24 protein-coding genes and 1 riboswitch are annotated in these 24795 nt (G+C 62.3%); of the genes, 16 read left to right on the forward strand and 8 right to left on the reverse strand.

Annotated elements, in window-relative coordinates; translation table 11 throughout:
- The first annotated feature begins 2 nt into the window (after positions 1–2).
- Complete coding sequence (locus ACOOEX_RS19760; RefSeq protein ID WP_420396429.1) at positions 3–764, forward strand: hypothetical protein; 762 nt, start codon at positions 3–5, stop codon at positions 762–764.
- 85 nt (positions 765–849) lie between these two features.
- Positions 850–1560 (forward strand): NYN domain-containing protein, encoded by a 711-nt coding sequence (locus ACOOEX_RS19765; protein WP_420396430.1) that lies wholly within the window; start codon positions 850–852, stop codon positions 1558–1560.
- On the opposite strand, the gene ACOOEX_RS19770 is transcribed toward ACOOEX_RS19765, so the two are convergent.
- Complete coding sequence (locus ACOOEX_RS19770; protein WP_420396431.1) at positions 1561–2178, reverse strand: TetR/AcrR family transcriptional regulator; 618 nt, start codon at positions 2176–2178, stop codon at positions 1561–1563.
- Positions 2179–2278: 100 nt separating this feature from the next.
- Here ACOOEX_RS19770 and ACOOEX_RS19775 point away from each other — a divergent pair, with 100 nt between their 5' ends.
- The 5 genes from ACOOEX_RS19775 (at position 2279) to ACOOEX_RS19795 (ending at position 6546) form a co-directional block, all read left to right on the forward strand.
- A complete protein-coding gene (locus tag ACOOEX_RS19775) occupies positions 2279–3211 on the forward strand; it encodes an AEC family transporter (protein ID WP_420396432.1) in 933 nt (310 codons plus the stop codon).
- A gap of 62 nt (positions 3212–3273) precedes the next feature.
- Positions 3274–4113 (forward strand): S-formylglutathione hydrolase, encoded by an 840-nt coding sequence (fghA, locus tag ACOOEX_RS19780; RefSeq protein ID WP_071691812.1) that lies wholly within the window; start codon positions 3274–3276, stop codon positions 4111–4113.
- Positions 4110–4733, forward strand: a complete 624-nt coding sequence (locus ACOOEX_RS19785) for an HAD family hydrolase (RefSeq protein WP_420396433.1) — start codon at positions 4110–4112, stop codon at positions 4731–4733. The genes fghA and ACOOEX_RS19785 overlap by 4 nt, the downstream gene beginning before the upstream one ends.
- The gene (locus ACOOEX_RS19790) at positions 4730–5647 is read left to right on the forward strand and encodes an ornithine cyclodeaminase family protein (protein WP_420396434.1); all 918 of its coding nucleotides are present in this window, start codon (positions 4730–4732) and stop codon (positions 5645–5647) included. The genes ACOOEX_RS19785 and ACOOEX_RS19790 overlap by 4 nt, the downstream gene beginning before the upstream one ends.
- A complete protein-coding gene (locus ACOOEX_RS19795) occupies positions 5632–6546 on the forward strand; it encodes an alpha/beta fold hydrolase (protein WP_420396435.1) in 915 nt (304 codons plus the stop codon). The genes ACOOEX_RS19790 and ACOOEX_RS19795 overlap by 16 nt, the downstream gene beginning before the upstream one ends.
- Here the strand turns inward: ACOOEX_RS19795 and ACOOEX_RS19800 are convergent.
- Complete coding sequence (locus ACOOEX_RS19800) at positions 6543–7787, reverse strand: MFS transporter (protein ID WP_420396436.1); 1245 nt, start codon at positions 7785–7787, stop codon at positions 6543–6545. The two genes, ACOOEX_RS19795 and ACOOEX_RS19800, sit on opposite strands and share 4 nt — an antisense overlap.
- Positions 7788–7914: 127 nt before the next feature.
- On the opposite strand from ACOOEX_RS19800, the gene zapE reads away from it, so the two are divergent.
- Complete coding sequence (gene zapE, locus ACOOEX_RS19805) at positions 7915–9000, forward strand: cell division protein ZapE (protein WP_420396437.1); 1086 nt, start codon at positions 7915–7917, stop codon at positions 8998–9000.
- A gap of 37 nt (positions 9001–9037) precedes the next feature.
- Here the strand turns inward: zapE and ACOOEX_RS19810 are convergent, their stop codons facing one another.
- A complete protein-coding gene (locus ACOOEX_RS19810) occupies positions 9038–9718 on the reverse strand; it encodes an IclR family transcriptional regulator (protein WP_420396438.1) in 681 nt (226 codons plus the stop codon).
- Positions 9719–9873: 155 nt separating this feature from the next.
- On the opposite strand from ACOOEX_RS19810, the gene ACOOEX_RS19815 reads away from it, so the two are divergent.
- The 4 genes from ACOOEX_RS19815 to ACOOEX_RS19830 are packed head-to-tail and all read left to right on the forward strand — an operon-like array spanning position 9874 to position 13747.
- Positions 9874–10818, forward strand: a complete 945-nt coding sequence (locus ACOOEX_RS19815; RefSeq protein ID WP_420396439.1) for a metal ABC transporter solute-binding protein, Zn/Mn family — start codon at positions 9874–9876, stop codon at positions 10816–10818.
- Between the two features lie 38 nt (positions 10819–10856).
- On the forward strand, positions 10857–11624 hold the full coding sequence (locus ACOOEX_RS19820) for a metal ABC transporter ATP-binding protein (RefSeq protein ID WP_420398395.1): 768 nt from the start codon (positions 10857–10859) through the stop codon (positions 11622–11624).
- A 3-nt stretch (positions 11625–11627) separates the two neighbouring features.
- Positions 11628–12833: a metal ABC transporter permease gene (locus tag ACOOEX_RS19825; RefSeq protein WP_420396440.1), complete on the forward strand. Its 1206-nt coding sequence runs from the start codon at positions 11628–11630 to the stop codon at positions 12831–12833.
- Positions 12830–13747 (forward strand): metal ABC transporter permease, encoded by a 918-nt coding sequence (locus tag ACOOEX_RS19830; RefSeq protein ID WP_420396441.1) that lies wholly within the window; start codon positions 12830–12832, stop codon positions 13745–13747. The genes ACOOEX_RS19825 and ACOOEX_RS19830 overlap by 4 nt, the downstream gene beginning before the upstream one ends.
- Positions 13748–13750: 3 nt before the next feature.
- Here ACOOEX_RS19830 and ACOOEX_RS19835 read toward each other — a convergent pair whose 3' ends face one another.
- The 4 genes from ACOOEX_RS19835 to ACOOEX_RS19850 all read right to left on the reverse strand — a co-directional run bounded on the left by ACOOEX_RS19835 (position 13751) and on the right by ACOOEX_RS19850 (position 17874).
- Positions 13751–14134, reverse strand: coding sequence for a hypothetical protein (locus ACOOEX_RS19835; RefSeq protein WP_420396442.1), 384 nt, complete (start codon positions 14132–14134; stop codon positions 13751–13753).
- Between the two features lie 70 nt (positions 14135–14204).
- Positions 14205–14414: riboswitch (cobalamin riboswitch) on the reverse strand.
- A 280-nt stretch (positions 14415–14694) separates the two neighbouring features.
- Positions 14695–15975, reverse strand: coding sequence for a bifunctional folylpolyglutamate synthase/dihydrofolate synthase (locus tag ACOOEX_RS19840; protein ID WP_420396443.1), 1281 nt, complete (start codon positions 15973–15975; stop codon positions 14695–14697).
- A complete protein-coding gene (gene accD, locus ACOOEX_RS19845) occupies positions 15968–16912 on the reverse strand; it encodes an acetyl-CoA carboxylase, carboxyltransferase subunit beta (protein WP_420396444.1) in 945 nt (314 codons plus the stop codon). The genes ACOOEX_RS19840 and accD overlap by 8 nt, the downstream gene beginning before the upstream one ends.
- A gap of 71 nt (positions 16913–16983) precedes the next feature.
- Positions 16984–17874, reverse strand: a complete 891-nt coding sequence (locus tag ACOOEX_RS19850) for a CPBP family intramembrane glutamic endopeptidase (protein ID WP_420396445.1) — start codon at positions 17872–17874, stop codon at positions 16984–16986.
- Between the two features lie 127 nt (positions 17875–18001).
- Here ACOOEX_RS19850 and ilvD point away from each other — a divergent pair, with 127 nt between their 5' ends.
- From ilvD to ACOOEX_RS19870, 4 genes are all read left to right on the forward strand, one after another.
- On the forward strand, positions 18002–19735 hold the full coding sequence (gene ilvD / locus ACOOEX_RS19855; protein ID WP_420396446.1) for a dihydroxy-acid dehydratase: 1734 nt from the start codon (positions 18002–18004) through the stop codon (positions 19733–19735).
- 82 nt (positions 19736–19817) lie between these two features.
- Entirely contained in the window at positions 19818–20441 is a 624-nt protein-coding gene (locus tag ACOOEX_RS19860) for a hypothetical protein (protein ID WP_420396447.1), read from the forward strand.
- Between the two features lie 60 nt (positions 20442–20501).
- Positions 20502–21257 carry a DUF6478 family protein gene (locus ACOOEX_RS19865; protein ID WP_420396448.1) on the forward strand — a complete coding sequence of 252 codons (756 nt, stop codon included), beginning with the start codon at positions 20502–20504 and terminating at the stop codon, positions 21255–21257.
- Between the two features lie 13 nt (positions 21258–21270).
- Positions 21271–21648 carry a hypothetical protein gene (locus tag ACOOEX_RS19870; protein ID WP_071691794.1) on the forward strand — a complete coding sequence of 126 codons (378 nt, stop codon included), beginning with the start codon at positions 21271–21273 and terminating at the stop codon, positions 21646–21648.
- Between the two features lie 347 nt (positions 21649–21995).
- Here ACOOEX_RS19870 and ACOOEX_RS19875 read toward each other — a convergent pair whose 3' ends face one another.
- A complete protein-coding gene (locus tag ACOOEX_RS19875; RefSeq protein WP_420396449.1) occupies positions 21996–24479 on the reverse strand; it encodes an FG-GAP-like repeat-containing protein in 2484 nt (827 codons plus the stop codon).
- Positions 24480–24795 lie beyond the last annotated feature (316 nt).

Below are 24795 nucleotides of genomic sequence, written 5' to 3' on the forward strand. Positions count from 1 at the left end.
TAATGCTTCGATCTTTCTGCTTTGGGCCGGTTGTCGCCGCGCTGCTGGCCACCCCTGTTTTCGCTCAGTCAGAGCCGGTCATGCAGCTTGGCATTCCCGGCGATACCGTGATGATCTCGCCCTCGGCCTTCACGTCTGTTGAGGCCCGTGGGGACATGTTGGTTCTGCACGCGCACAGGGGGTTTGCACCGGTCATTGCCGACTACACTGCGAACGCCCCGCAACAAGCCATCAGCGTTTCCATCTGTGATATTGATCTTGCGCCCTTCACCGTAGCAGCCCCCATTTCCGACGGATATATTGAGATCCCAACCGGCAGCGCCGCTTTTGCCGAAGCCGCTGCACCGGTTCTGCAGGGGGACGTCGGATGCGATGCTGTCACGTTCCCTCAGGGTGCGCCAACCCCGGTTCCCGCCGCAAACCCTGTTCCGCCCGCCTTACCGGGGCTTCATCTGGCGGTCGCAGGGGAAGAGCACACAGCCTGGCCCCCCGGTATCGCCCGCGTGCGCTTGTTGCGCAGCGAAGGTACGGATGTTCTGACGCTGGAGATCGAACTCGGCCCCCAGGCCACCGCCTGGATGACTGATGCGACGACCCGGAATATCGGCTCGGAAATCCAGATCTCGACCTGTGGAGAGATCCTGATCACCGGGCCTATTCCCTACCCGTTTACGGAAGGCATACTATCCTTCCCGATCGGCTCGGATCAGACCCGCGCCGTGGAAATAGCCGACAACATCACCTCGGCAATCACCTGTGACTGACCCGCGCCGCCCTCGACATCCGGGACCAACGCCGTCATCCTGACCACCCCGGGACCAACCCGGCCCGGAGACAAAGGACAGGTCCGTGACCCAAACACAAATCCCCCTGCTGGCCGTTCTGGTCGATGCGGACAATACCTCGCCCAAGCACGCCAAGGCGATCTTCGATGAAATCGCCCGGTTCGGAGAGGCCAGCGTGCGCCGCATCTACGGGGATTTCTCGTCTCAGCAGATGGCAGGCTGGAACCGGGTGCAGGCGGAGCATGGGTTGGTGCCCTTCCATCAGCCCGCCAATACCGTGGGAAAGAACGCCAGCGATATCGCCCTTGTGATCGACGCGATGGATTTGCTGCACACGGCCCGGTTCGATGGTTTTGTTCTGGTCAGCTCGGACAGTGATTTCACCCGTCTTGCCAGCCGTATCCGGGAACAGGGGCTGGAGGTTTATGGCATCGGCCAGAAGAAGACCCCAGATGCGTTCCGGCAGGCCTGCAAGCGGTTCATCTTCATCGAAAATATCGAGGGTGAAACGACCCGGCCCGCCAACGGCAAGGCCAAACCAGCCGCTAAACTGACCGAGGTGCGCGACCTGATCTATCGGGCGATGGATTCGATTGATCAGGATAGTGACTGGTTCAACCTTGGCACGCTTGGCCAGCAGATCCAGGCCGCTAATCCCGATTTTGATACCCGCAGCTATGGCAAGAAGAAGCTGTCAGATATCGTGGCGGATGTGAAAACACTTGAAACCCGGCGGGCCGAGAACAACCAGTTGTTCGTGCGTCGGGTGGATTGATCAGGCGCGGCGATAGCGGGCCAGGAAGGTTGCCACGGATTCGCGCGCAATCCGATCCATCTGCTCGGGTGAACTGTCGGTCTCGACATTGAGAATCTTGCGCAGCAGCATGTCGGCCCGGCAAAGCTGTAGGAACTGGTCGGCGGCCATGTAGGGATCGTCGATCTTAAGCTCCTGCGCCACCTTCTCGCTGCCCAGATAGGCGGCGATCTGGTCCAGCACCTGCTTGGGGCCACTGTCATAGAAGGCGCGGCCCAATTCCGGGAAGCGGTTTGATTCGGCCACACAGACCCGGAACACCTGGATCGAAAAGTCAGACATCAGGAAGTTCAGGAACGAATGCGCGATGGAATAAAGCGCCTCTGGCACCGGACGCTGCAAAATCTCGATCCCCATGGCCTGTTCCGACTGCATCTGACATTGCGATGTCAAAACGGCCATGAACAGGGCCTGTTTATCAGGGAAATAGCTGTAAAGCGTCGCCTTGGACACGCCAGCATCGCGGGCGATCTGGTCGACACTGGCACCCTCGAACCCTTCGCGCAGAAACACCTCTCTCGCCCCGGCGATGACCTGATCGAACTTCCGGCCTTTCTTGAGCGGTGTGTTGATGTTCATGCGACCTCCTGGTGATATTGGTACAATAGACTGACCAGTTTAGTTCATCAAGCAAAGCAGGCGCTGGACAGGGTCCGAATGTTGCCCTAGCGATGCGAACATGATAGAGATCTTTCTCAAAACCCTGCCCTTTTTCGCGTTGATCGCGCTCGGCTTTCAATCGGGACGCACCGGCTTCTTCACGGCAGAGGCAACGGCTTACCTGACGAAATTCGTCTTCTACTTCGCCCTGTCAGCCATGCTGTTCCGCTTTGCGGCCAACCTGTCGATATCCGAGATTTTCGACTGGTGGTTCGTGGCGGCCTACCTCTGGGGCTGCGGGGTGGTCTACCTGTTGGCGACGGCGGTCGCGTTCTTTCGAGGGGTCGGCATACAGGAAGCGGCGGTCGAGGCTCAGTGCTCGGTCATCGGCAATACGGGCTTTCTGGGCGTGCCGATGCTGGTGGTGCTTCTGGGCGAGGCTGCTGCCGGCCCGGTCCTGATGATCCTAGCCATGGATCTCATCGTCTTTTCGAGCCTCATCACCATCCTGATTACCGGGTCTCGTGATGGGCGCATGTCTGTTGACATTCTCGGCACGGTCGGAAAGGGCTTGTTGAAGAACCCCATGATCGTGTCTATCGCGCTTGGCCTGATCTGGTCGGGCCTGTCGTTGCCCATTCCCGAAGTTGCCAATGAATTCCTCGGCATTCTGGGCGCCGCTGCCACGCCCGGCGCGCTGTTCGCCATCGGGGCCTCGCTGGCAGGTAAATCGGCGGAACGGATGTCGGTCGCCGGGTGGCTCAGCTTTTGCAAGCTGGTGCTGCACCCCGGCGCTGTCGCCATCGCAGCGCTGTGGATGTTCCCGGTCGCTTCCTTCGATGCGGCGGTGATGATTTCGGCGGCGGCTTTGCCGGTCGCGGGCAATGTCTATATCCTCGCGCAGCATTACGGTGTCGCGCCGCAGCGGGTGTCGGCGGCAATCCTTATCTCGACCGCGATTTCCATCGTCACGGTCTCCCTCGTCATCGCCTGGGTCACTCCGTTGCTCTAGCCGCTTGCTGCATTGCCCCTCCCGCGTTACGCCTTGGCGAAAGCTTTTTCGGAGGACGACCCATGGAAACGATTTCAGAAAACCGGTGTTTTGGCGGCACCCAGGGCGTTTATCGCCACGCCTCCAGCGCGACCGGCACCGACATGACCTTTGGCCTGTTCCTGCCCGCCGAGGCAGAGGACGGCCCGGTTCCGGTGCTGTGGTATCTGTCGGGTCTGACCTGCACCCATGAAAACGCCATGGTAAAGGCAGGCGCGCAGCTATGGGCCGCTGAGCAGGGCATCGCGCTGATCTTTCCCGACACGTCCCCGCGTGGCGAAGGCGTGCCCAATGATGACGCCTACGATCTGGGCCAGGGCGCCGGGTTTTATGTGAATGCCACTCAAGACCCCTGGGCCGAGCATTTCCAGATGTGGGACTACATCACCGAGGATCTGCCAAACCTCGTCTTCGACCGCTTCGCGCTGGATGCCAGCCGACAGGGCATCACCGGCCATTCCATGGGCGGCCATGGCGCGCTGACCATCGCCATGAGTTTCCCTGATCGCTTCGCCAGTGTCTCGGCCTTCTCACCCATCTGCAACCCGATGGAAAGCGATTGGGGCCGAAAGCAGCTTGGGGCCTATCTGGGCGACAACACCGCCCTGTGGGAAGCGCATGATGCCACCATGCTGATGCGTGCCAAGGGCTTTCCCGGACCGGTTCTGATCGACACGGGCACTGCCGACCAGTTCGGCGACTTGCTGAAGACCGAAGCATTGGCCGAGGCCATGACCGCCCGCCGCCAGCCCGGCACGATCCGCATGCAGCCGGGCTATGACCATTCCTATTTCTTCGTCTCGACCTTCATCGAAGATCACATCAGCTTCCACGCCGAAGCGCTCTATGGCGTCAGTGCATGAGCGTTGAGGCGGTTGTTTTCGATATCGGAAACGTCCTGATCGAATGGGCACCGGAACGGCTCTATGACAGGCTTTTCGGTGAAGACCGGCGGCGAGAGCTTTTCGCCGCCGTCGATCTGGAGGGCATGAATCTCGGTGTCGACAAGGGCGATCCATTCCGGCAATCCGTCTATGCGTTGGCGGATGAAAATCCCTTGTACAGAGACAAAATACGGCTCTGGCATGACCGATGGCTGGACATGGCCAGCCCCGCCATCCCCCATAGTGTGCATCTGCTTCGCAAGCTGCGCGCCAAGGGTATTCCTGTCTTTGCCCTGTCCAATTTCGGTCGGGAAACATTCGATGCCGCCTGTGCGGAGTATGACTTCCTGACCGAGTTCGACCGGTCCTATATCTCGGCCCACCATGGGCTGATCAAACCGGACCCTGCGTTTTACACCGTGTTAGAGACTGATTCCGGTCTTTCCGGTGCGTCGCTTCTGTTTACCGACGACCGTGCAGAGAATATCGACGCCGCCCAAGCACGCGGCTGGCACACGCATCTGTTCGAAGGGCCGGAAGGATGGGCTAGGACGCTCATCGCTCATGGCCTGCTGACCGAGGAGGAGACCCACCCATGAGCATCGACATCATCGGACCCGAGGCAGAGGCGCATCTGACATGGCATGGCCTGATGGATGCCCTGCGTGCCGGGCATAAACTGCCCAAGGCCCAGATCGGTGACACGCTGCTTTATCGCGGCGAGGATACCCTTCTTTCCCGCGCCGCCTGGATCGACGGGGTCGGGTCGGCCGTGAAAACCGCAAACATCTTTCCGGGCAATCCCGGCAATGGCAAACCGCTGATCCTCGGGGCGGTGAATGTCTATTCCGACGAGGACGGCGGGTTGCTGGCGCTTGTGGATTTCGAGCTGGTCACCAAGTGGAAAACGGCAGGCGGCAGCCTGCTCGGCGCCGCGCAGCTGGCCCGGAAGGACAGTGAAACGATCCTGATCGTTGGGGCGGGCGCTGTCGGCCATTCCCTGCGCGAAGCCTATGGCGCGCTCTTCCCCGATGCCCGCTTCCTCATCTGGAACCGTACCCTCGCCAGGGCCGAGGCCTTCGCCGCAGAATACCCGGGAACCGAGGTCGCCCCCGATCTGGAAACCGCCGTGCGCGGGGCCGATATCGTCACCTCCGCCACCATGGTCACCGACCCCATCCTGAACGGCGACTGGTTCCAGCCCGGCCAGCATATCGACATCATCGGGGCCTATCGCCCGGATATGCGAGAGGTGAATGACGCGGCGATCCTGCGTAGTGCGATCCATGTGGACAGCCGCGACACCACGATCGGCCATATCGGCGAGATTCAGGACCCGATTGACCGGGGGCTGATCACCGAGGAAGATATCCTCTCGGATTTCTACGATCTGGAGGCCGGAAAGATGACCCGTCGCAGTGACGACGAAATCACGCTCTTCAAGAATGGTGGCGGTGCGCATCTGGACCTGATGACAAGCCGCTACATCCTGGACGCATGGCAATCCCGCTAATCGCAGGCGCTGCGGCGCTGGCCCTTGGTGGCAGTTATCTGGGCGCACGGTTGAACCGGCGGCGGGTGACGGACCTGCGCAGCCATATGCCCGGACGTTTGGTGCCGCTGCCTCAGGGACTAACCCACGCAGAATGGCACGGGCCAGAAAACGGCCCGGTTCTGGTTTGCGTGCATGGCCTGTCGACTCCGTCTTTCGTCTGGGCTCCGCTGCTGCCGCATCTGACCGGGATGGGCTATCGCGTTCTGACTTACGACCTGTACGGGCGCGGCTATTCCGATCGCCCCTCCGGGCGGCAGGATGCGGATTTCTTCCTTCGGCAGCTACAGGACTTGCTGGATGCAGAAGGGGTGAGCGACCCGTTCACCCTTATGGGCTATTCCATGGGCGGCGCCATCTCTGCGGCGTTCACAGCAGCCAATCCTGAGAGGATCTCTCGTCTGATCCTGCTCGCTCCGGCGGGTCTGGGCCACGCCCTTGGGCGGTTCTCCGACATCGTGGCCAAAAGCCCGCTTGTCGGCGACTGGATGATGGAGGTTCTGGGCGCCCGTAAGCTGCGAGGGGGATATGGCGAGGGGGACGGTGCCGATCCTGTCGCCGATGCAATCACCAACCGTGCGCTGGACGAACTGGCCGTAGACGGCACCCTGCGGGCAATCCTGTCGGCACAGCGCGGTATCCTGTCGGATGATCAGTCGGCGCTACACACGAACATCGCGGCGGCGGAAACACCCGTTCTGGCGATTTGGGGCGCGGAGGATACCGTCATTCCGATCACCTGCCGCGACCGTTTGGAGACGCTCAACCCCTCCGCCCGGCAGATCACCGTGGCCAACGCCGATCACCGCGTGACCTATACCCATGCGGCGCAAGTGGCTGAGGCCATCGGCCCCGCCTAAGCCACTGCCGCGCGGTCGTTCAGGGGCTTTTCGTTGATCGGCAGGTGGACCACCGCCGACAGCGCCCCGACCCCCACGCCGATCCACCAAACCGCGCTGTAGTCGCCATAAAGGTCATACATCCAGCCGCCCAGGACCACGCCGAGGAAGCCGCCCAACTGGTGGCTGAAGAAGACGATTCCGTAAAGCGTGCCCATGTAGCGCAACCCGTAGAGATAGGCGATCAGCCCGCTGGTCAGCGGCACTGTGGCAAGCCACAGAGAGCCCATGACGACCGAGAACACGACGACCGTCAGCGGCGTGATCGGGAACAGGATGAACATCGCCGCCGCGATTGTGCGGCCCGTGTAGATCAGCGCCAGCAGGTATTTCTTGGGAAACTTCGTGCCGAGCCAACCCGCCATGATCGTGCCCACCACGTTCGCCAGCCCGATGAGAGAGATGGCCACCGCCCCGAGGGTCGAGGTCGAGGTGATCCCGATATTGTGCAGCATCGATCCGGGCACGATCGGCCCGCACATTTCCGTCACCAACGCCGGGAAATGCGCCGTGATGAAGGCCAGTTGATACCCGCAGGAGAAAAAGCCAACGAAGATCAGCGTGAAGGACGGGTCCTTGAACGCTTTCTTCAGGATCTGGCCCATGCTTTCCTCGATCTCTGCCTTGCTGGCCATCGGTGGCGCTTTCAGCAAGGGCAGCACCAGCACAGTCAGAAGGATGATCCCGGCGAAGATCAGGAAGACCATCTGCCAGCTCATCATGCCAAGCAGGGCCTCGGCAAAAGGCGCCCCCACGATCTGCCCGGCGGACCCCGCGGCAGTCACGATTCCAAGGGAAATCGACCTGTTCTCATCCGACGTGGCCCGGCCCACAATGGCCAGGATGACGCCGAAACCGGTGCCCGCGATGCCGAACCCCACCAAAATCTCCAGCAATTGGTGCTGAATGGGCAGGGTTGCGCCCGCCGACAGGACCAGCCCGACGGCATACATCAGGGCCCCCAGGATCAGCGCCTTGCGATCCCCGAACCGTTCCGCGATGGCCCCGAAGATCGGCTGTCCGATACCCCAGGCCAGGTTCTGGATGGCGATGGCCAGACTGAACTCGGCCCGTGGCCAGCCGAATTCCTCGGCAATGGGGATCTGGAACACGCCGAAACTGGCCCTGACGGCAAAAGACAGCAGGATGATCAGGCATCCGCCGATCAGGACGGGCGTGATGAGCGGGGATTTCTCGGGCATGGCAAGGGTCCAAAGTCGCGTCCGGTGACAGTGGGTCAGCACTCCTGCCCTGTCAAATCAGAATTCTTGATCCGCCACGTCAGTTTTTGTGTGGATCACCGGCGCGGCTTCGCGCTACCAACCTGATATGTCTCAGCATCTTCAAGCCATCTACGACACCCGCGTGGCCGAGGGCCTGTTGCGCCCGGACCCGGCTCAGCGAGAGGTTCTTCTGCTTCTGGAAGACTTGCGCGAAAAGCTGGAGGAGCGGCCCGCCAAGCCCACAGGGTTCCTGGGCAGGTTCTTCAAACCAGCGGTGCCGGAGGGGACGCGCGGCCTCTATCTTTGGGGTGGGGTCGGGCGCGGCAAGTCGATGCTGATGGATTTGTTTCATGCGCATGCTGGAATCGCCCGCAAGCGACGGGTGCATTTCCATGCCTTCATGCAGGAGATTCAGTCCGGCCTGCACGAGGCGCGCAAATCCGGGGTCGAAGATGCGTTGAAACCGGTGGCCGACGCCGTCATTCGTGACGTGGATCTGCTGTGTTTCGATGAGATGCAGATCACCGACATTGCCGATGCGATGATCGTGGGGCGGCTATTCCAGATGCTGTTTGATGCCGGGGTCGTCGTTGTCACTACGTCTAATCGTCCGCCGGAGGATCTCTATAAAGACGGGCTCAACCGCGCGCTCTTCCTGCCCTTCATCGACATTCTGAACGACAAGCTGGAAGTGCACAAGATCACCAGCCTGACCGACTACCGTCAGCACCGGCTGGAAGGGGAGAAAACCTATTTCGCCCCAGCCAACGCGGAATCCCGCCGTGCGATCGACGAGATCTGGCGCGATCTTACCGGTGGCAAAAGCGAAGAGCTGGTGCTGGAGGTCAAAGGCCGCGAGGTACATCTGCCGCGCTATTGGGCGGGTATGGCGCGGGCTGAGTTCTGGGATCTGTGCGGGCAGGCGCTTGGACCGGCTGACTATCTGGCGCTGGCCGGGGCGGTGAAACTGCTGGTGCTGGAAAACGTTCCGCGTCTCGATAGCTCGAAGTTCAATGAAGCCAAGCGGTTCGTGACCCTTGTTGATGCTCTCTATGAAGCAAGGACGCGGGTGATTATTTCGGCTGAGGAAGAGCCGGAAAGGCTCTATCTCGAAGGATCGGGAAGCTTTGAATTCGAGCGCACAGCATCGCGATTGAGAGAGATGCAGAGCGCCGAGTGGGCCACCGAGTAGAGCAAAAACTCCTTAGTTAGAGACTGTTTTGACGTTACTACGGGGCTGGCTGGTCCCGCAGCGCCTCGGCATGAGCCTCGACAAGTTTCAATGCGGCAGCCCTTCGGGTTTCGTCAAATCGTGTGCTCAGACCGGAAACCGCCAAGACCCCCATCAACTGCCCATCCGAAGAAAAGACCGGTGTTGCAACAGATGAGATATTGGGATTGCGCCCACCCGCCAGGTTGACGGATCCGGCCGGGGTGAATTCCAACGCATGGGGCACCGGTTCCCCGGCGCAGCGACGCAAAACCATGGCGACGGACCCTCGATCCATCGGCAACCGCATCCCCTCCTCCAGATGATAGCGGATCAGGTTGGGCGAGTTTTCGCGGTACAGGCAGACACGATCTTCGCCCGCGCGTACATAGAAAGACGCGGTTTCCCCGGTCTTTTCCACCAGATCGCGCAGCACGGGCCGGATCGTGGCACCGTTCTGGTAATCCTGCCGGAACAGCAGCCCAAGGCGCCAGACCGACGCGCCGATACCGTAACGCCCGTCTGCGTCACGGGTGAGGAACCCATAGAGCTGCATGGAATTGGCCTGCCGCAGCACCGTGCTTTTGTGTAGCCCAGTCTCTTCGGCCAGTTCCGCCAGGCTCATCCGCCGCCGCTGGCCAGAGAAAGCCGAGAGGATCGACATGGCCTTCTCTACCGATTCGATGCGCGTGTTGGTCATCTGACCTCCTGAACCGCTCAGATGCCTTGATCTTGCGCCACGGCTAGGGCCTGTCCAGTCGAAACGTGCCTGAAAGATGCAAATGACTCGCAACTGCATTGACTTCTTGCAAATCATTCTCATTATTATTCTGAACACATCGAAAAGGTGCAGAAATGCTGACCCGCCTAGGCACGGCTCTTTCTATCCTCCTGACTTCTGCCACAATGGCAGCGGCGCAACTGACCGTTGTCGCCACGACAGGCATGATCGCCGATACAACCCGCCAGATCGGCGGTGATCATGTGGAGGTACAGGCGCTGATGGGGCCGGGTGTTGACCCTCACGCCTATCGCCAGACCCGTAGTGACATCGTCGCCATGACCCGCGCCGATCTGGTGCTGTGGCACGGGCTCTATCTCGAAGCTCAGATGGAAGAGTTTTTCGAAGATCTGTCCCGCCGCCGCACCGTTATCGCCGTGGCCGAGGGATTGCCTCGCGACCTGCTGCTGGCACATGAGGACTATGACAACCGCTTTGACCCGCATGTGTGGATGGTGCCAGACCTGTGGCAGAACGTGGCGCAAACCATCCGTGATGCCCTGATCGCTGCCGATCCCGGAAATGCCGACACATATTCCACCAATGCAGAGACGTTTTTGGCCGAGTTAGAGACTGTTTCGGCTTATTCCACCGATGCTCTGGCGACCGTGCCGCAGGATCAGCGCGTGTTGTTGACCGCCCACGATGCGTTCAACTATTTCGGCAATGCCTACGGGTTCGAGGTTCTGGGAGTCCAGGGGATCTCGACTGAAAGTGAAGCAGGACTCGCCCGGATCGCAGACCTTGTGGATCTGCTGGTGACCCGCAATATCCGTGCTGTCTTCGTCGAAAGCTCCGTCTCTGATCGGAATATCCGGGCGTTGATCGAAGGCGCGGCGTCCCAAGGGCACGAAGTGCATATCGGCGGAGAGCTCTTTTCCGATGCCATGGGGGAACCGGGCAGCTACGAAGGCACCTATATCGGCATGATCGACCACAACGTGACCACAATCACCCGGTCGCTCGGCGGCTCCGCCCCGGAACGCGGGATGACCGGTCAGCTTTCCGCGGGCATGTGATGACACGGATTGCACTGGCCAGCACGAACGGACAGACCATGACGGGTGCCGCCCCCGAAACAGCCCCGATGTCGATCCGGGGCATGACCGTGTCCTATGGGCAGAAGCCGGTGGTCTTTTCCGTTGACGCCACCTTCCCCGAAGGCTCCATGACCGCGATCATCGGGCCGAACGGGGCGGGAAAATCGACCCTGTTAAAGGCCTCTTTGGGCATTTTGCGCCCCCTGTCCGGTATCGTCACCGTCTTTGGCCGTCCCCTGAACAGCCAGCGCCACCGCATCGCCTATGTCCCGCAGCGTGCAAGCGTCGACTGGGATTTCCCGACAACTGTTCTGGACGTCGTCCTGATGGGCCTGTCGCGCGAGCTTGGCTTGCTGCGCCTTGTGCGGCCCCGCCACCGCGCCCGTGCGCTGGACTGTCTGATCCGTGTGGGCATGGCCGAATTTGCGGATCGGCAGATCGGACAGCTGTCCGGCGGACAGCAACAGCGCGTGTTCCTCGCCCGCGCGCTGGCCCAGGGGGCGGACCTCTACCTGCTGGACGAGCCCTTTGCGGGTGTTGATGCCGCCACTGAAAAGGCGATCATTGCCGTGCTCAAGACGCTCAGGGCCGAGGGAAAGACGGTCGTCTCGGTCCATCACGACCTTTCGACCGTAGGCGACTATTTCGACCGTGTCCTGATTCTGAACACCAGCAAGATCGCTGAAGGCCCCGTTGCGGATGCTTTCACCGAGACCAATCTGCAAGCCGCCTATGGCGGTCGGCTGGCAACCGCGCAGGTCGCGGGCATCCCGGCCGCGGGGTAAGCCATGCTTTGGCAGGCGCTGACCCTTCAGCTTGGCTATAACGCCACGCTTGTCGCCATTGGCGCAACCCTGTTGGGGTTTGCCGCCGGTGTGACGGGAACCTTCCTGTTTCTGCGCCGCCGAGCCCTTGTGTCCGACGCCATCAGCCACGCGACCCTGCCCGGTGTAGGGCTGGCCTTCATCGTGATGGTGGCGCTTGGTGGCGACGGGCGAAACCTGGCGGGGCTGCTGGCCGGGTCGGCGGTGACAGCCGCCCTTGGCCTTCTGGCCGTGCAATGGCTGACGCGCCGCACCAGGCTGGCCGAGGACAGCGCCATTGGCGCAGTGCTGTCGGTGTTCTTCGGGTTTGGCGTGGTGCTTCTGACGGTCATCCAGACGATGGAATCCGGGCGTCAGGCGGGGTTGGACAGCTTGCTGCTTGGTTCCACCGCTGGAATGCTTCGCTCTGACGCGCTTCTGATCGCGGCCGGAGGGGCGCTGACCCTGATCCTGACGCTGATCCTGCGGCGACCTATGATCATGGTGGCCTTCGACGAGGACTATTCCGCTGCGCGGGGGCTGAACATTCGGCAGGTGGATCTGGCGACCATGGGTCTGGTCATGGCGGTCACTGTCGTGGGGCTGAAAGTGGTGGGGTTGATCCTGATCGTTGCCCTTCTGATCATCCCGCCAGTGACGGCCCGGTTCTGGACGGACAGGACCGAGCGCGTCTGGCTGTTGTCGGGCGTTATCGGCGGGCTGTCGGGCTTTGTTGGTGCGGCAATATCCGCCTCTGCCCCGGCACTACCAACCGGCCCGATCATCGTGTTGACCGGGTTTTCCGTCTTTGCCGCCTCCCTGATCCTTGCGCCCAACCGGGGCGTTCTGGCCGCCGTCATTCGCCACGTCGCGTTTCAGAGGCGCGTTCACGTTCGGCAGGGGCTGCTGGCATTGGCGCATGGTCAGCCGATCTATGAACGCTACACTGTTCGTCTTCTGCATCGCGCGGGCCTGTCGCGTCCCGATGGCGTGGCGACCGAGGCCGGACGCGCCCGCGCCGCCAAGGCCCTGCTGGACGAAAAACGGTGGGAGATCCTGCGCGCCATGCCCGATCACGAGGCCGCAGCGGCGCTCTATGACGGGATGCGCCCGATTGAAACCGTGGTGACAAGAGACCAACTGGCCGAAATAGACACGCATCTGGCCGCGCCGCAGGAGGTCTCGGCATGAGCGGCGCAGAGTTCGTCCCCCTGAGCCTGACACCCATCCTGATCGGTGTGTTCGCGGCGATTGCCTGCGCGCTGCCGGGCAATTTCCTGGTCCTGCGGCGGCAGGCCCTGATCGGAGATGCGATTTCCCATGTGGTTCTGCCCGGCATCGTCGTGGCCTTCCTGATCACCGGAACGGTGACGGCCTGGCCGATGATGATTGGCGCTGCCGCCGCCGCCCTGCTGGCCGTGCTGCTGATCGAAGCCATTCGACGGCTCGGAGGGATCGAACCGGGGGCCGCCATGGGCGTGGTGTTCACGACGATGTTCGCGGGCGGAGTGCTGCTGTTGGAAAGGTCGGACACCTCGACCGTTCACCTCGATGTGGAACATGCGCTGATGGGCAATCTGGAAAGCCTGATCTGGCTGGATGCGTTCGGGTGGGGTTCGTTGCTTGATCCAGAGGCGCTGGCCGGGTTGCCGCCCGAGCTTCTTCGTATGGGGTTGTCCATGATTGGCGTGGTTGCGTTTATCTGGTTGTTCTGGAGGCCCCTGAAAATTTCCACGTTTGATGAGGGCTTTGCGCAGGTCATGGGGATGCGGACCAACCTGATCGGCATGTCGCTTGTGGCGGTGTCCGCACTGGCTGCCGTTGCGGCGTTCGATGCGGTCGGGTCGATCATCGTGATCGCCATGTTCATCTGCCCGCCCGCTGCTGCGCGGTTGATGACGAACCGGTTGGCCGCGCAGGTGGGATGGAGCGTGGTCTTCGCCACGCTGTCTGCGGTTCTGGGTTATGTGCTTGCGGGCTACGGGCCGCTCTGGCTTGGCGCAGAGGATTCGGTCAGTGCCGCGGGGATGATTGCGACCGTATCGGGCATCGTCCTCGGGCTTGCGGCCCTGTTCGGCCCTGCGCGGGGTGGCGCGCAGGGCTAAGGGTCAGGCTTGGGCCGTCAGCGCCGTGTACTGAGCAATCCGAGCGCCCACGACCATGGCCCGTGGAACCGGCTCGCGCGGAACGGGACCATCGCCCAGAAACGCGTTGGAAAACCGGATCAGGGCTTCGGGATCGGTGTCTTGCGGAACGCCACAAAAGACGCGAAATCCCTTGTGATAGAGACTATATACAACATCACACTCCTGCCCGCAGGCACCGCTGAACTGCCCATGTCCGGTCATCTCGAAATCCTCCTGGATCGTGCCTTCGCTAGCCCGCAGGGCCGCCCCGAGTTGACGGGCGAGCCTAAGGCCGGCGGCACAGGGCTGGCCGGTTTTGGGGCAGGTGGTGCAGCTATAGGAAAAGCCGTCTTCGGTCATGATCATCGCGCCCTCCGCGCTTGGGATCAGACGGGTCGGGAGGGCCGTGAAAACCCCCTCGAAGGACACCCCGCCTTCAGGTTTCAATTCTGATGGCAGGTCTCCTGACTCGCGGGTCGATGCGGTCCCCGGCCTTCCCGGTTCGTCCCTGAACCAGTGGCGCGATTGGGGGCGCTCTCCGCTTACAGTTGCGGGGGCAGTTGCGGCCTTGGGGAAACCCCGCACCGCATTCCCTTTTCATCCCCTCGGCGCAGCGCTTCGGGGAACCATCGGGGTCACATTGCGCAGGATGGAAGCTGTGGTCAATGGGGGGAGATCAGGGGGGTGCCGGGCGTACACCCCCTGTACACCCCCCGTGCACCGGGCGTGCAGACAGAAAGGGATTTCGCCGCCTGCCGGCGTCGACCGGGGAGCGGCCCTCCTCAGGCCCCTTCGGGGCCCTCGTCGGGCCGCGTTGCCACGGATTCGTGGGTCGGGAGTCGCGGGTATTCCGCCGTTGAGCGGGCTTCGGGGTTGGGGAGCCTCCGGCGGAGGTATTTGGTGCCAAGATGAAGGGGCCGGGCGGATCAGCCGTGTGTCTGGAGCACCACGCCCGCGAGGTAGAGGGAGCCGCAGATGAGAACGCGGGACCCGGGGGCTTCTGACAGGATCGCGGACAGGGCAGATTGCACGTCTCCGGCGGTTTCGGCGCTCAGCCCGGCGGCGCGGGCCTTGGCGACGGTGTCTTCGGCCGAGAGAGTCGCGGCCTGTCCGGGGATTGAAACGGCGTGGAGGCTTTCAGCGACACCGGCCAGCGGGCGCATGAAGCCGCCCACATCCTTGGTGTTCAGCATCCCGCAAATGAGATGCGTGGGTTTCACCGGCAGGCGCGAAAGCGATTCGACGATAGCCAGCGCTGCGGCGGGGTTGTGGCCGCCATCGAGCCAGAGGTCGCTGCCGACAGCATCGGCCATCTCCACCAGCGGGCCGGTTTTCAGGCGCTGCATTCGTGCAGGCCATTCGGCCTGGGTGACGGCTGCTTCGCAGGTCGCTTCGTCGAAACCGAGATGGCGCAGGGCGGCGAGAACAGCGCCTGCATTGATCACCTGGTGACCGCCTACGAGATTGGGCAGGGGTAGATCGAGCAGGCCGGTTTCATCCTGGAACACCAGACGCCCGCGTTCCTCCCACACATGCCAGTGCTGGCCATGGACCAGCAGGGGGGCGCCCAGGCGGGCGGCGCGGGCCTCGATGACCTCCAGCGCCGCGTCCTGTTGCGGGCCGACGACGCAAGGCACGCCGCGCTTCATGATGCCGGCCTTTTCGCCCGCGATCTCGGCAAGGGTCTCGCCCAGATATTGCTGATGGTCGAGATCCACGGGCGTGATGATCGTCAGCCGGGGCTGGTCCACCACATTGGTGGCATCGAGCCGCCCCCCAAGGCCGGTTTCCAGCAGCGTCCAGTCGGTGGGCACGCGCGTGAAGGCCAGGAGCGCGGCGGCGGTGGTGATCTCGAAATAGGTGATCGCATCAGGGCCATTGGCGGCAAGGCATTCGTCGAGAATGCCGCTGAGCAGGTCTTCGTCGATCAGATCACCCGCCAGCCGGATGCGTTCGTGGAAGCGCGCGAGATGGGGCGAGGTATAGACATGGGCCGACTGGCCTGCCGCCTCGATCCCGGCGCGCAGCATGGCCAACGTGGAACCTTTGCCATTGGTGCCAGCCACGTGGATGACCGGGGGCAGCTTCGCCTCGGGATGGTCGAGCGCGGCCAGAAGCCGGTGCATCCGGTCGAGCGTCAGGTCCATAATTTTCGGGTGCAGCGACATCATCCGGTCAAGGAGGATGTCGGAACGGGCCTCAGCCATTCTTGTCGGCAGCCTCTTCTTCGGACGCCACGGGCGCGGGTGTTTCCGCCTCCGGCTCCGGCGCGGGCAGGTCGCCCTTCACGGCGGGGGGCTGACCGGTCAGCATGCGCAGGATGGTCACAAGCTCATCCTTCATGTCCTTGCGATGCGTCACGCGGTCCAGCATGCCGTGATCCAGCAGGTATTCGGAGCGCTGGAAGCCTTCGGGCAGGGTTTCGCGAATGGTCTGTTCGATCACGCGGGGACCGGCGAAGCAGATCAGCGCATTGGGTTCGGCGATCTGCACGTCACCAAGCATGGCGTAGGAGGCCGTCACACCGCCCGTGGTCGGATGGGTCAGCACGACGATATAGGGCAGGCCCGCCTCTTTCAGCATCTGCACGGCGACAGTGGTGCGGGGCATCTGCATCAGCGACAGGATGCCCTCCTGCATGCGGGCGCCCCCGGCGGCGGAGAACAGCACGAGCGGCAGTTTGCGTTCCACGGCGCGTTCGGCAGCCGCGATGATCGCGTTGCCCACATACATGCCCATGGACCCGCCCATGAAGGTGAAGTCCTGCGCGGCGGCGACGATACGGGTGCGGTCGATCTCGCCCTCTGCGACCAGCATTGCCTCGAACTCTCCGGTGCCCTTCTGGGCGGCCTTCATGCGGTCGGGGTATTTCTTCTGGTCGCGGAACTGCAGCGGATCGGGGACCGGGACGGGCACCTGCACTTCGGAAAACACGCCGCCGTCAAACAGCGCCTCGAACCGGGCGCGCGGGGTGATCGGCATGTGGTGGTCACAACCCGTGCAGACATTCAGATTGTCCGACAGTTCCCGGTGAAACAGCATGGTGCCGCATTCGGGGCATTTGGACCAAAGATTTTCCGGCACCTCGCGGCGGGAAAAGAGCGAGTTGATCCGGGGGCGGACGTAATTGGTGATCCAGTTCATGAGCTGTCCGTTTCTGCGACCGTCCACGCCCAAATATGACGCGGGGACGGGAAATGCAATTGCAGCGTGGCCTAACGCCCGGTCTTTGCGAGGGCAAAGCGGATCGCGGCCCAGATCGCGATGGTGGTCGCCATGTCGCGCAGAAGCAGGGGAACCAGCGTTTCGGTTTCCGCAGGGCCGAAGGGCGTGACGTAGAGCGCAAGGCCGGACAGCGTGCCGCTGAGCGAGACGACGAGGATCGCCACCACGTTATTGGCGAAGTGAAACCCCCAGGCGGCGCCAATATTGCCGGTGCGGGCCGTCAGATCGGCGGCGCAGAGACCGAAAAGCCCGGTCGCGGCCACCACTAGCCAGGCGAGGACAGGGCCATTGGACAGGTCCAGATGCGCGAGGCCGAAGAGGATGGACGGCAGAACCATCCAGACCAGCGGCGTGTTGAACCGGGCGGCCAGTTGCTGTTGCAGGTAGCCGCGAAAGAACAGCTCCTCCGCCCCGGTCTGGCCGAGGATGACCAGAAGGGACAGGGGCAGGAAGTTGAGCCACAGGGGCAGGTCCAGGCCGGGCACCGGGTCGTAGCCGAAGGGGATAAGCGCGGAGGCCGCCAGCACCGCCAGGCAGACCAGTGTGGCGATCATGAAATGCCGCCGCATCCGCCGCCAGGGACCAAAGAGCGTCCAGGCGCTGCGGCGGTGGATCAGGGGGGCCACGGCCATGACGCCAAAGGCAAGGCCCCACAGGGTGGCGATGACCAACAAGGTAGAGGTGGGCGTATCGGCCCGCGTCATGCGGTCGATCCAGGCTTGTCCGCCTTCAACACCGGCTGTCAGGAAGACGGTGCCAAAGAGTGCAATGACCCATAGCACGCAGATCACGCAGGCCAGTACGAATCCAAGCATCAACCAGCCGATCTGAGGCCGTATCTGCGCTGGCGCCACATAGGCGTTATGGGCTTTGTAACTCATTCGCTCGGGCCTGCCTGCTATTTTGCGAGACCATACCCTGACCATCTGCCAGCGGCAATCGCGCTTGTGTGGGGGAGTCGCGCACTCTATTCCTGAAAGCAAGCGCTTTGGTAAGGGGAAGATCAGCATGACCATGGGTCCGAAAGACAAATCTCATCTGCCAAGCCGGCACACCACAATCGGCCCCGCGCGTGCGCCGCATCGGTCGTTTCTCTATGCCATGGGGCTGAGCGAGGAAGAGGTGAACCAGCCTTTCGTGGGCGTCGCCACCTGCTGGAACGAGGCCGCGCCGTGTAACATCGCCCTGTCGCGTCAGGCACAGTCGGTAAAGATGGGCGTCAAGCACGCGGGCGGCACCCCGCGCGAGTTCACCACCATTACTGTCACCGATGGCATTGCCATGGGCCATGAGGGGATGCGGGCGTCGCTGGCCAGTCGCGATGCGATCACCGACACCGTGGAACTGACGATGCGCGGCCATTGCTATGACGCAATGGTCGGGCTTGCGGGCTGTGACAAGTCGCTGCCGGGAATGATGATGGCGATGGTGCGGCTGAACGTGCCCTCGGTGTTCATCTATGGCGGCTCGATCCTGCCGGGCCGCTACAAGGGCAAGGACGTGACGATTCAGGATGTGTTCGAAGCGGTTGGCCGCCATCAGGCAGGCGCGAATTCGGACGAAGAGTTGCGGGCGCTGGAAAAGATCGCCTGCCCGTCATCCGGGGCCTGTGGCGGCCAGTTCACCGCCAACACCATGGCCTGCGTGTCAGAGGCGATCGGGCTGGCTTTGATGAATTCCTCGGGTGCGCCCGCGCCATATGAAAGCCGCGATGCCTATGGCACGGCCTCGGGCGATGCAGTGATGAATCTGCTGGAAAAGAATATCCGCGCGCGGGATATCGTGACGCTGAAATCCTTGCAGAACGCGGCGCGGGTCGTGGCCTGTACCGGTGGCAGCACCAATGCCGGTCTGCACCTGCCCGCGATTGCGCATGAGGCGGGGATTGATTTCAATCTTCAGGATGTCTGCGAGATCTTCCATGACACGCCCTATTTCGTGAACCTGAAACCGGGCGGCGAGTATGTGGCCAAGGACCTCTATGAGGTTGGCGGCGTACCCGTGGTGATGAAGGAGCTGCGCAAGGCCGGACTGATCCACGAGGATTGCATGACCGCCAGCGGGCGCAGCATTGGCGAGGAACTGGACCTCATCGAACGCGAGGCCGATGGCAAGGTCATCCACCCGATTGAGGCGCCGCTGACGGAAACCGGTGGTGTGGTCGGGCTGCAAGGCAACCTTGCCCCTGACGGGGCCATCGTGAAGGTCGCAGGGATGAGCGCGGAGGAACAGGTGTTCACCGGTCCCGCCCGCGTGTTCGAGTGTGAGGAAGATGCGTTCGAGGCAGTCAAGGCACGGTCCTACAAGGAAGGCGATGTGATCGTCATCCGCAACGAAGGCCCCGCAGGCGGACCGGGGATGCGGGAAATGCTGGCCACCACGGCGGCACTGTCTGGCCAGGGCATGGGAAAATCCGTGGCGCTGATCACCGATGGGCGCTTTTCCGGGGCAACGCGGGGCTTTTGTGTCGGCCATGTGGGGCCGGAAGCTGCCCATGGCGGGCCGATTGCCCTGTTGGAAGACGGCGACATGATCACCATCAACGCGGTGACCGGAGAGCTGTCGGTTGCCCTGACGGAGGAGGAGCTTGCCGCGCGCAAGGCCGCCTGGGCCGGACCGCGCGAAACCATCTATGCCTCGGGCGCGCTGTGGAAATACGCGCAGCTTGTGGGGTCGGCCAAATATGGCGCGGTGACTCACCCGGGCGGAAAAGAGGAACGGCATGTCTATATGGACCTCTAGGGCACTTGCGCTGACAGTGTTGCTGGTCGCTGCCTGCGGGCGGCTGGGAGGCGGACCGTCCGGGTCCCCGCCGGTGCCGGCCGTGTCCGTGACCTCTGACATGGTGACGGTGACCGGGCCGGAAGGCTTCTGCGTCGATCCCGATTCCACCCGCGACAGTGGCGATACGGCCTTTGTCCTGATGGGCAATTGCGCGGTGATTTCGAACCGCCGCAGCGCCGGACAGCCTGCGATTCCGGCGATCCTGACCGCGTCGTTGTCCGAAGCTGATGCAAGCCAGACCCTTCGCGACGCGATCCCGGATCTGAGCGCGTTTTTCGCATCCGAAGAAGGCCGCCAGCTGCTGAGCCGCGCGGGTGAGGCCGACACGGTCGAGGTTCTGGACAGTTTCCATCAGGGCGATGTGTTCTACCTGCGTGCCAGCGACAGCAGTGCCAGCGAGATCCAGAATGTCTCGGCCGATTACTGGCGGTCCTATCTGGATGTAGGCGACCGGATTGCGACGCTGACGGTTCTTGGCCGCGATGACAGCCCGGTTTCCTCTGACAGTGGATTGCAGACATTGCGCGAATTCACCCGGGCGGTGCAGCTTGCAAACGAGTCCGGTGCCGCCCCGGTTGCCCCGGCAGCGGTCCCTGCCAGTCCCGCGCAGCCGCGCGGAACGCTCTGGAATGTCGGGCTGTTTCGGAGAATAATGGGCGGTTAAGGGATCAGGGGTTAAACCCTTGGCACATCGCGGAACGAGTGGGAGAGTCTGACAGCTGACATGAGCGGTTTTCTGGAAAAACGGATGCTGAGAAAATCGGTCGAGCGCTGGGCGGCGCTGGCCGATCACGCCGGTGCCCTGCCAGCGCAGGAGGCGCAGGAGTTGCAGCGCACCGCGCGCAGATTGCGCCGCAAGCTCGATCTGTTCGTGGCCGCCGCCGAAGCCGGCCTGATCCCGGATGGGCAATCCGAAATCCTGCGCCCCGATCAATGCGACTGGGCCTGGCGGCCCGATCCCTGGACCGCCCCCCGCGTGCCCTCTGGCGTGGTGGAGGTGCCGTCCCCGCACAAGCTGACCGACAGCGTGACGCTGTTTCATGATTGCGCCCGGTCCGAGATCACCCTGCGCCAGACCCGCAACACCGGCCCTTCCGTGTCCGCGGCCTTCGGGCTGCTGCTGGATGTCTACCGCTTTGACGGATCCTTCCTGTCGCTGGTCCTGTCCCTGCCCGATGCGGCGATTTCCGGCATCACGCGCAACCATTATTTCAGTCTGCGCGCCCGCGTGATCCGCGAAAACCCGATCGAGATCTATGCGAGGCTGAACGTGCAGCACGGCCCCAACACTGAACAGATGGTGCGGCAGCTGGACCTGTCCGACGATGTGGGGCTGGCCGAGTTCGACCTGGCCTATTCCAACATCAATGAAAAGCGGGTGGAGAAAGCCTGGATCGACCTGATCTTCGACAATCCCGCGATGAATCAGGTGCTGCTGACCGACCTGACGCTGACCCGCGCCCCACGCGCCGATTTGTGAAGGAATCCCGCAAATGTCCGAATCGAGCCTGGTCAAGACCCGCCTGAAAGCCGGCCGCTACGAAGGGCTGCTGAACGCCTCCTCCGCTGCGCCGGTGGTCGAGGCCGTCCATCATGACCGTGTCATCGGCCTGCCCGAGATCACCCCGATGGAAGGGCATCCGGGGCATTTCCTGCTTGGCTTCGACATCCCGGCCGAGGTTCTGTGTGATGGGGTACAGACCATCCAGCTTCGCAGTTCCGAGGATGGCGAAGTGCTGGATCGCATCACCATTCTGGCTGGCGAACCGCTGGAGGACGACATCCGCGCCGAGGTCGAATTCCTGCGAGAGGAGCTGGACCTTCTGAAACGAAGCTTCCGCCGCCACTGCGTGGAAACCGGGGCCGATTGAGCCTGCGGTCAGGTTGAGACGCTTGACCTTTCCAGCGAGCTGACCGTCAAACCGGTTGCAACGAATGACGGCTCTGGTCCGCATCCTGCAATTCATCCTTTGCGCTTCGGTGGCAGGCTTTCCCACGCTTTGTACCGACCGCATTCGATTGCGTTTTCGACAAACGCCTACACCGGCCTTCGCGGGAAGAGGTTGCCTTGGGTCACACTACGGGCCAGCAGCGTACCGCAGGATCGGGATGATTCGTCGGACCTGGGGGCAAGGTGTTCGCGGTTCGACCAAGGAGACGGACAGGGAATATGAAGGACATCTTTCCGAATCCGCTTCGTCCCGGATGAAAGCGCTGGTCAGAAGACGAATTCGTCCACGAACTGGCCCTCGACGTCCCATTCCAGCCCGGCCTGGCCGATGGTCTGCCAGCTTGGGCTGCCGCCCCCCATGTCATACATGCCGACCGTACCGCTATTGATGTTCCGCCACAGGATGTCGTCCGTTCCGTCGCCATTATAATCGCTGGTCCCGACAATATCCCAATCAAAGCTCGCCTGCCCCAGGCCCTGCCAGACCGGCGTGCCAGAGCCCATGGCGTAGTAGCCGACCGCGCCCGTGCTTTCGTGCCGCCACAGCAAATCGTCCGTGCCGTCGCCATCGAGATCCCCGGTCCCTACCAGCCGCCAGTCGGTCGAGACATTGGCAACGACGCTCCAACTGGCCGTTCCGCTGTCCGACATCTCGAACTGGCCGACCTGGCCGGTCGTCGCGTTCCGCCAGATGATATCGTCGATCCCGTCGCCGGTGGTGTCGCCGGTTGCCACGATCTCCCACGGCGCAGATGATCCGCCAATGGTCTGCCAGCTGGCCGTGCCGCCCGACATGGCGAACATGCCGACGCCGCCATTGCTGCTGTTCTGCCAGAGAATATCGTCGGTGCCGTCGCCGTTGAAATCGCCCACGCCCACGATGCCCCACGCGGAACTGGCCTGCCCCAGGGCATTCCAGACCGGGATGCCCGAGCTTATGCTGGAGAACCCGATGCCGCCGGAGCTGTCGTTGCGCCACAGGATGTCGTCCGTGCCATCCCCGTCGAAATCGCCAAGACCCGCGATCTGCCAGGCGGTGCTTTCAGATCCGAGCACCTGCCAGGTCGCGTTGCCATTCTGCATCTCGAACATGCCGTACTGGCCCGTCGTCCCGTTCCGCCACAGGATATCGGAGGTGCCATCGCCAGTCAGGTCGCTTGTGGCATCGTTGGCGGTCACGCCGAGGATGCGTCCGTTCAGGGCGGAAGTGCTGGTAAGGCCGTTGAATGTCAGGGAATTCCCGGTGCCGAAATTCAGAACGAGGTTGCCATTCTGGAACACGGCATTCGACATCAGCGCATTGAAGTTGCCTGACCACAGAGTCGAGTCGATATCGACCAGATCACCGGAGAAGTCGGTGATCACGTCAGCGCCACCGGTATAGGCGAAGGTGTCAACGTTTGCGCCTCCGGTAAGCATGTCATTGCCAGCCCCGCCAGACAGGTAGTTCTGGGCCGCGTTGCCGATGATCGTGTCGTTCCCGGAACCGGCGATATAGTTCTCGATAACCGTGCCGCTTGCCACGACGACATTCCCGGTCAGCCCGAAGACATTCCAGATTCCAAGGCTGTTCAGGTCTACAAGCTGGTTCGCGGTGTCGTTGCTGAGATTGACCGTGTCAATGCCGCTGTGATCGTAGAGCGTGAAGGCAATGGGGCCGTTGTCATAGCGAGTGTTCGTGCCCTGCCCCGCGGTCATGATATCGAAGAGGTCGCCCAGATAGCCGCCTATGGTTTGGCCCACGCCATATGTCGTATCGCCCGCGGTGGGTGAAGAGGCATCCGGTGCTCCGTAGAGGTTCTGGATTGCGACGATATCTGCCGCCATCGCAGTCACCTGAAGGGCATAGCTTGCATCGACATCCGTGTTTTCGGTCTGCGAGAAATAGGACATGACCGACAACTGATAGCTGTCATTGCTGAAAGCTGCGTCGAAGGGATAACTGGCCGAACCGTTATAGGGCCCCTGATGGCCGAGTCCGAGCGCATGTCCGATTTCATGGATATAGGTGGAGAAGCTGTAGTCGTCATAGCCGGCGCCATAGGTATCGAGCCACGTGCTGGAGATATTGACGGTGGCGGAAGTCGTGTAGGGCCCGAGAGAGGAATAGGAGGCAAAGGCGCCGCTCTGAGTGTCGGTGAAGGTGATCTGTTCACCGCTTGTAACTTCACGGAACGTGATGTCGGCTACGGCGGTCCATGCTTCCATGGCGGCGCGGGCCAGAAACTGGCCCCGGTCATCCAATGCGGTGATGTTGACCGTGATTTCGTTGCTGCTGGACGTGTCGAAGACATGGCGGGTTCCACCGACCGAGCTCCAGTACCCGTCTGTCAGGAATGCGGCCAGTTCATCAAGGCTGCCTTCGGTGATGCTGTTGGAATAGGGCTCGACGGTGATCTGATAGGTGCCGGTGGCGCTGTCGTCCCAGGCACGCGCACTCAGATAGTAGGTCCCGTCGCTTGTCGGGGTGAAAACGAGGCGGGAATCGCGGTTCGCCCCGCCATCGTCATTCTCTGCGATCTGTAATCCGGTTTCCGAATAGACACGCAGATAGGAGTCGGACAATGTGCCTGCGCCCGCGCCGTCCGCCAGAATCCGGATCTCGTATGCTGTACCCGCCGACAGGCTGATGGCGACCCAATCGGCATCCCCGAGGGAATCGATAGTGCCGGAAAAGCTGTCACCGACAGCCATGACATTTGTTGTCGAAACGGAGGCCGGTGCCGACGGGATTTCCGGGACTTCTGCCATCTCGTTGGTCAGGGCCTTGTAGACGCAGTCAGGATCATACGGGCGGACAGCAACGCAGATTGTGCACATTTGGCTTCACTCGATTGGGTAGATTATGGCGTATGGCTTAGGCGGATAGGGTGACGTCCAAATATGGCAACCATTGGACGCGTTTCTGACGCTTTTACTGCTGTTCCTGCAAAACCTGATGAATTCACCTGTCCGGGCGGTTTCCTTTGCGTGCCGAAGCCGCGCCCTGTGCTGTCATGGGCAGTTCTATCAGGCTGGCACGATCCGGATGCATGAAAAACCGCCTGCATTTCGTCGCCGGGGCTGC

This window comes from Nioella sp., assembly GCF_965215655.1.
Lineage (GTDB): Bacteria > Pseudomonadota > Alphaproteobacteria > Rhodobacterales > Rhodobacteraceae > Nioella.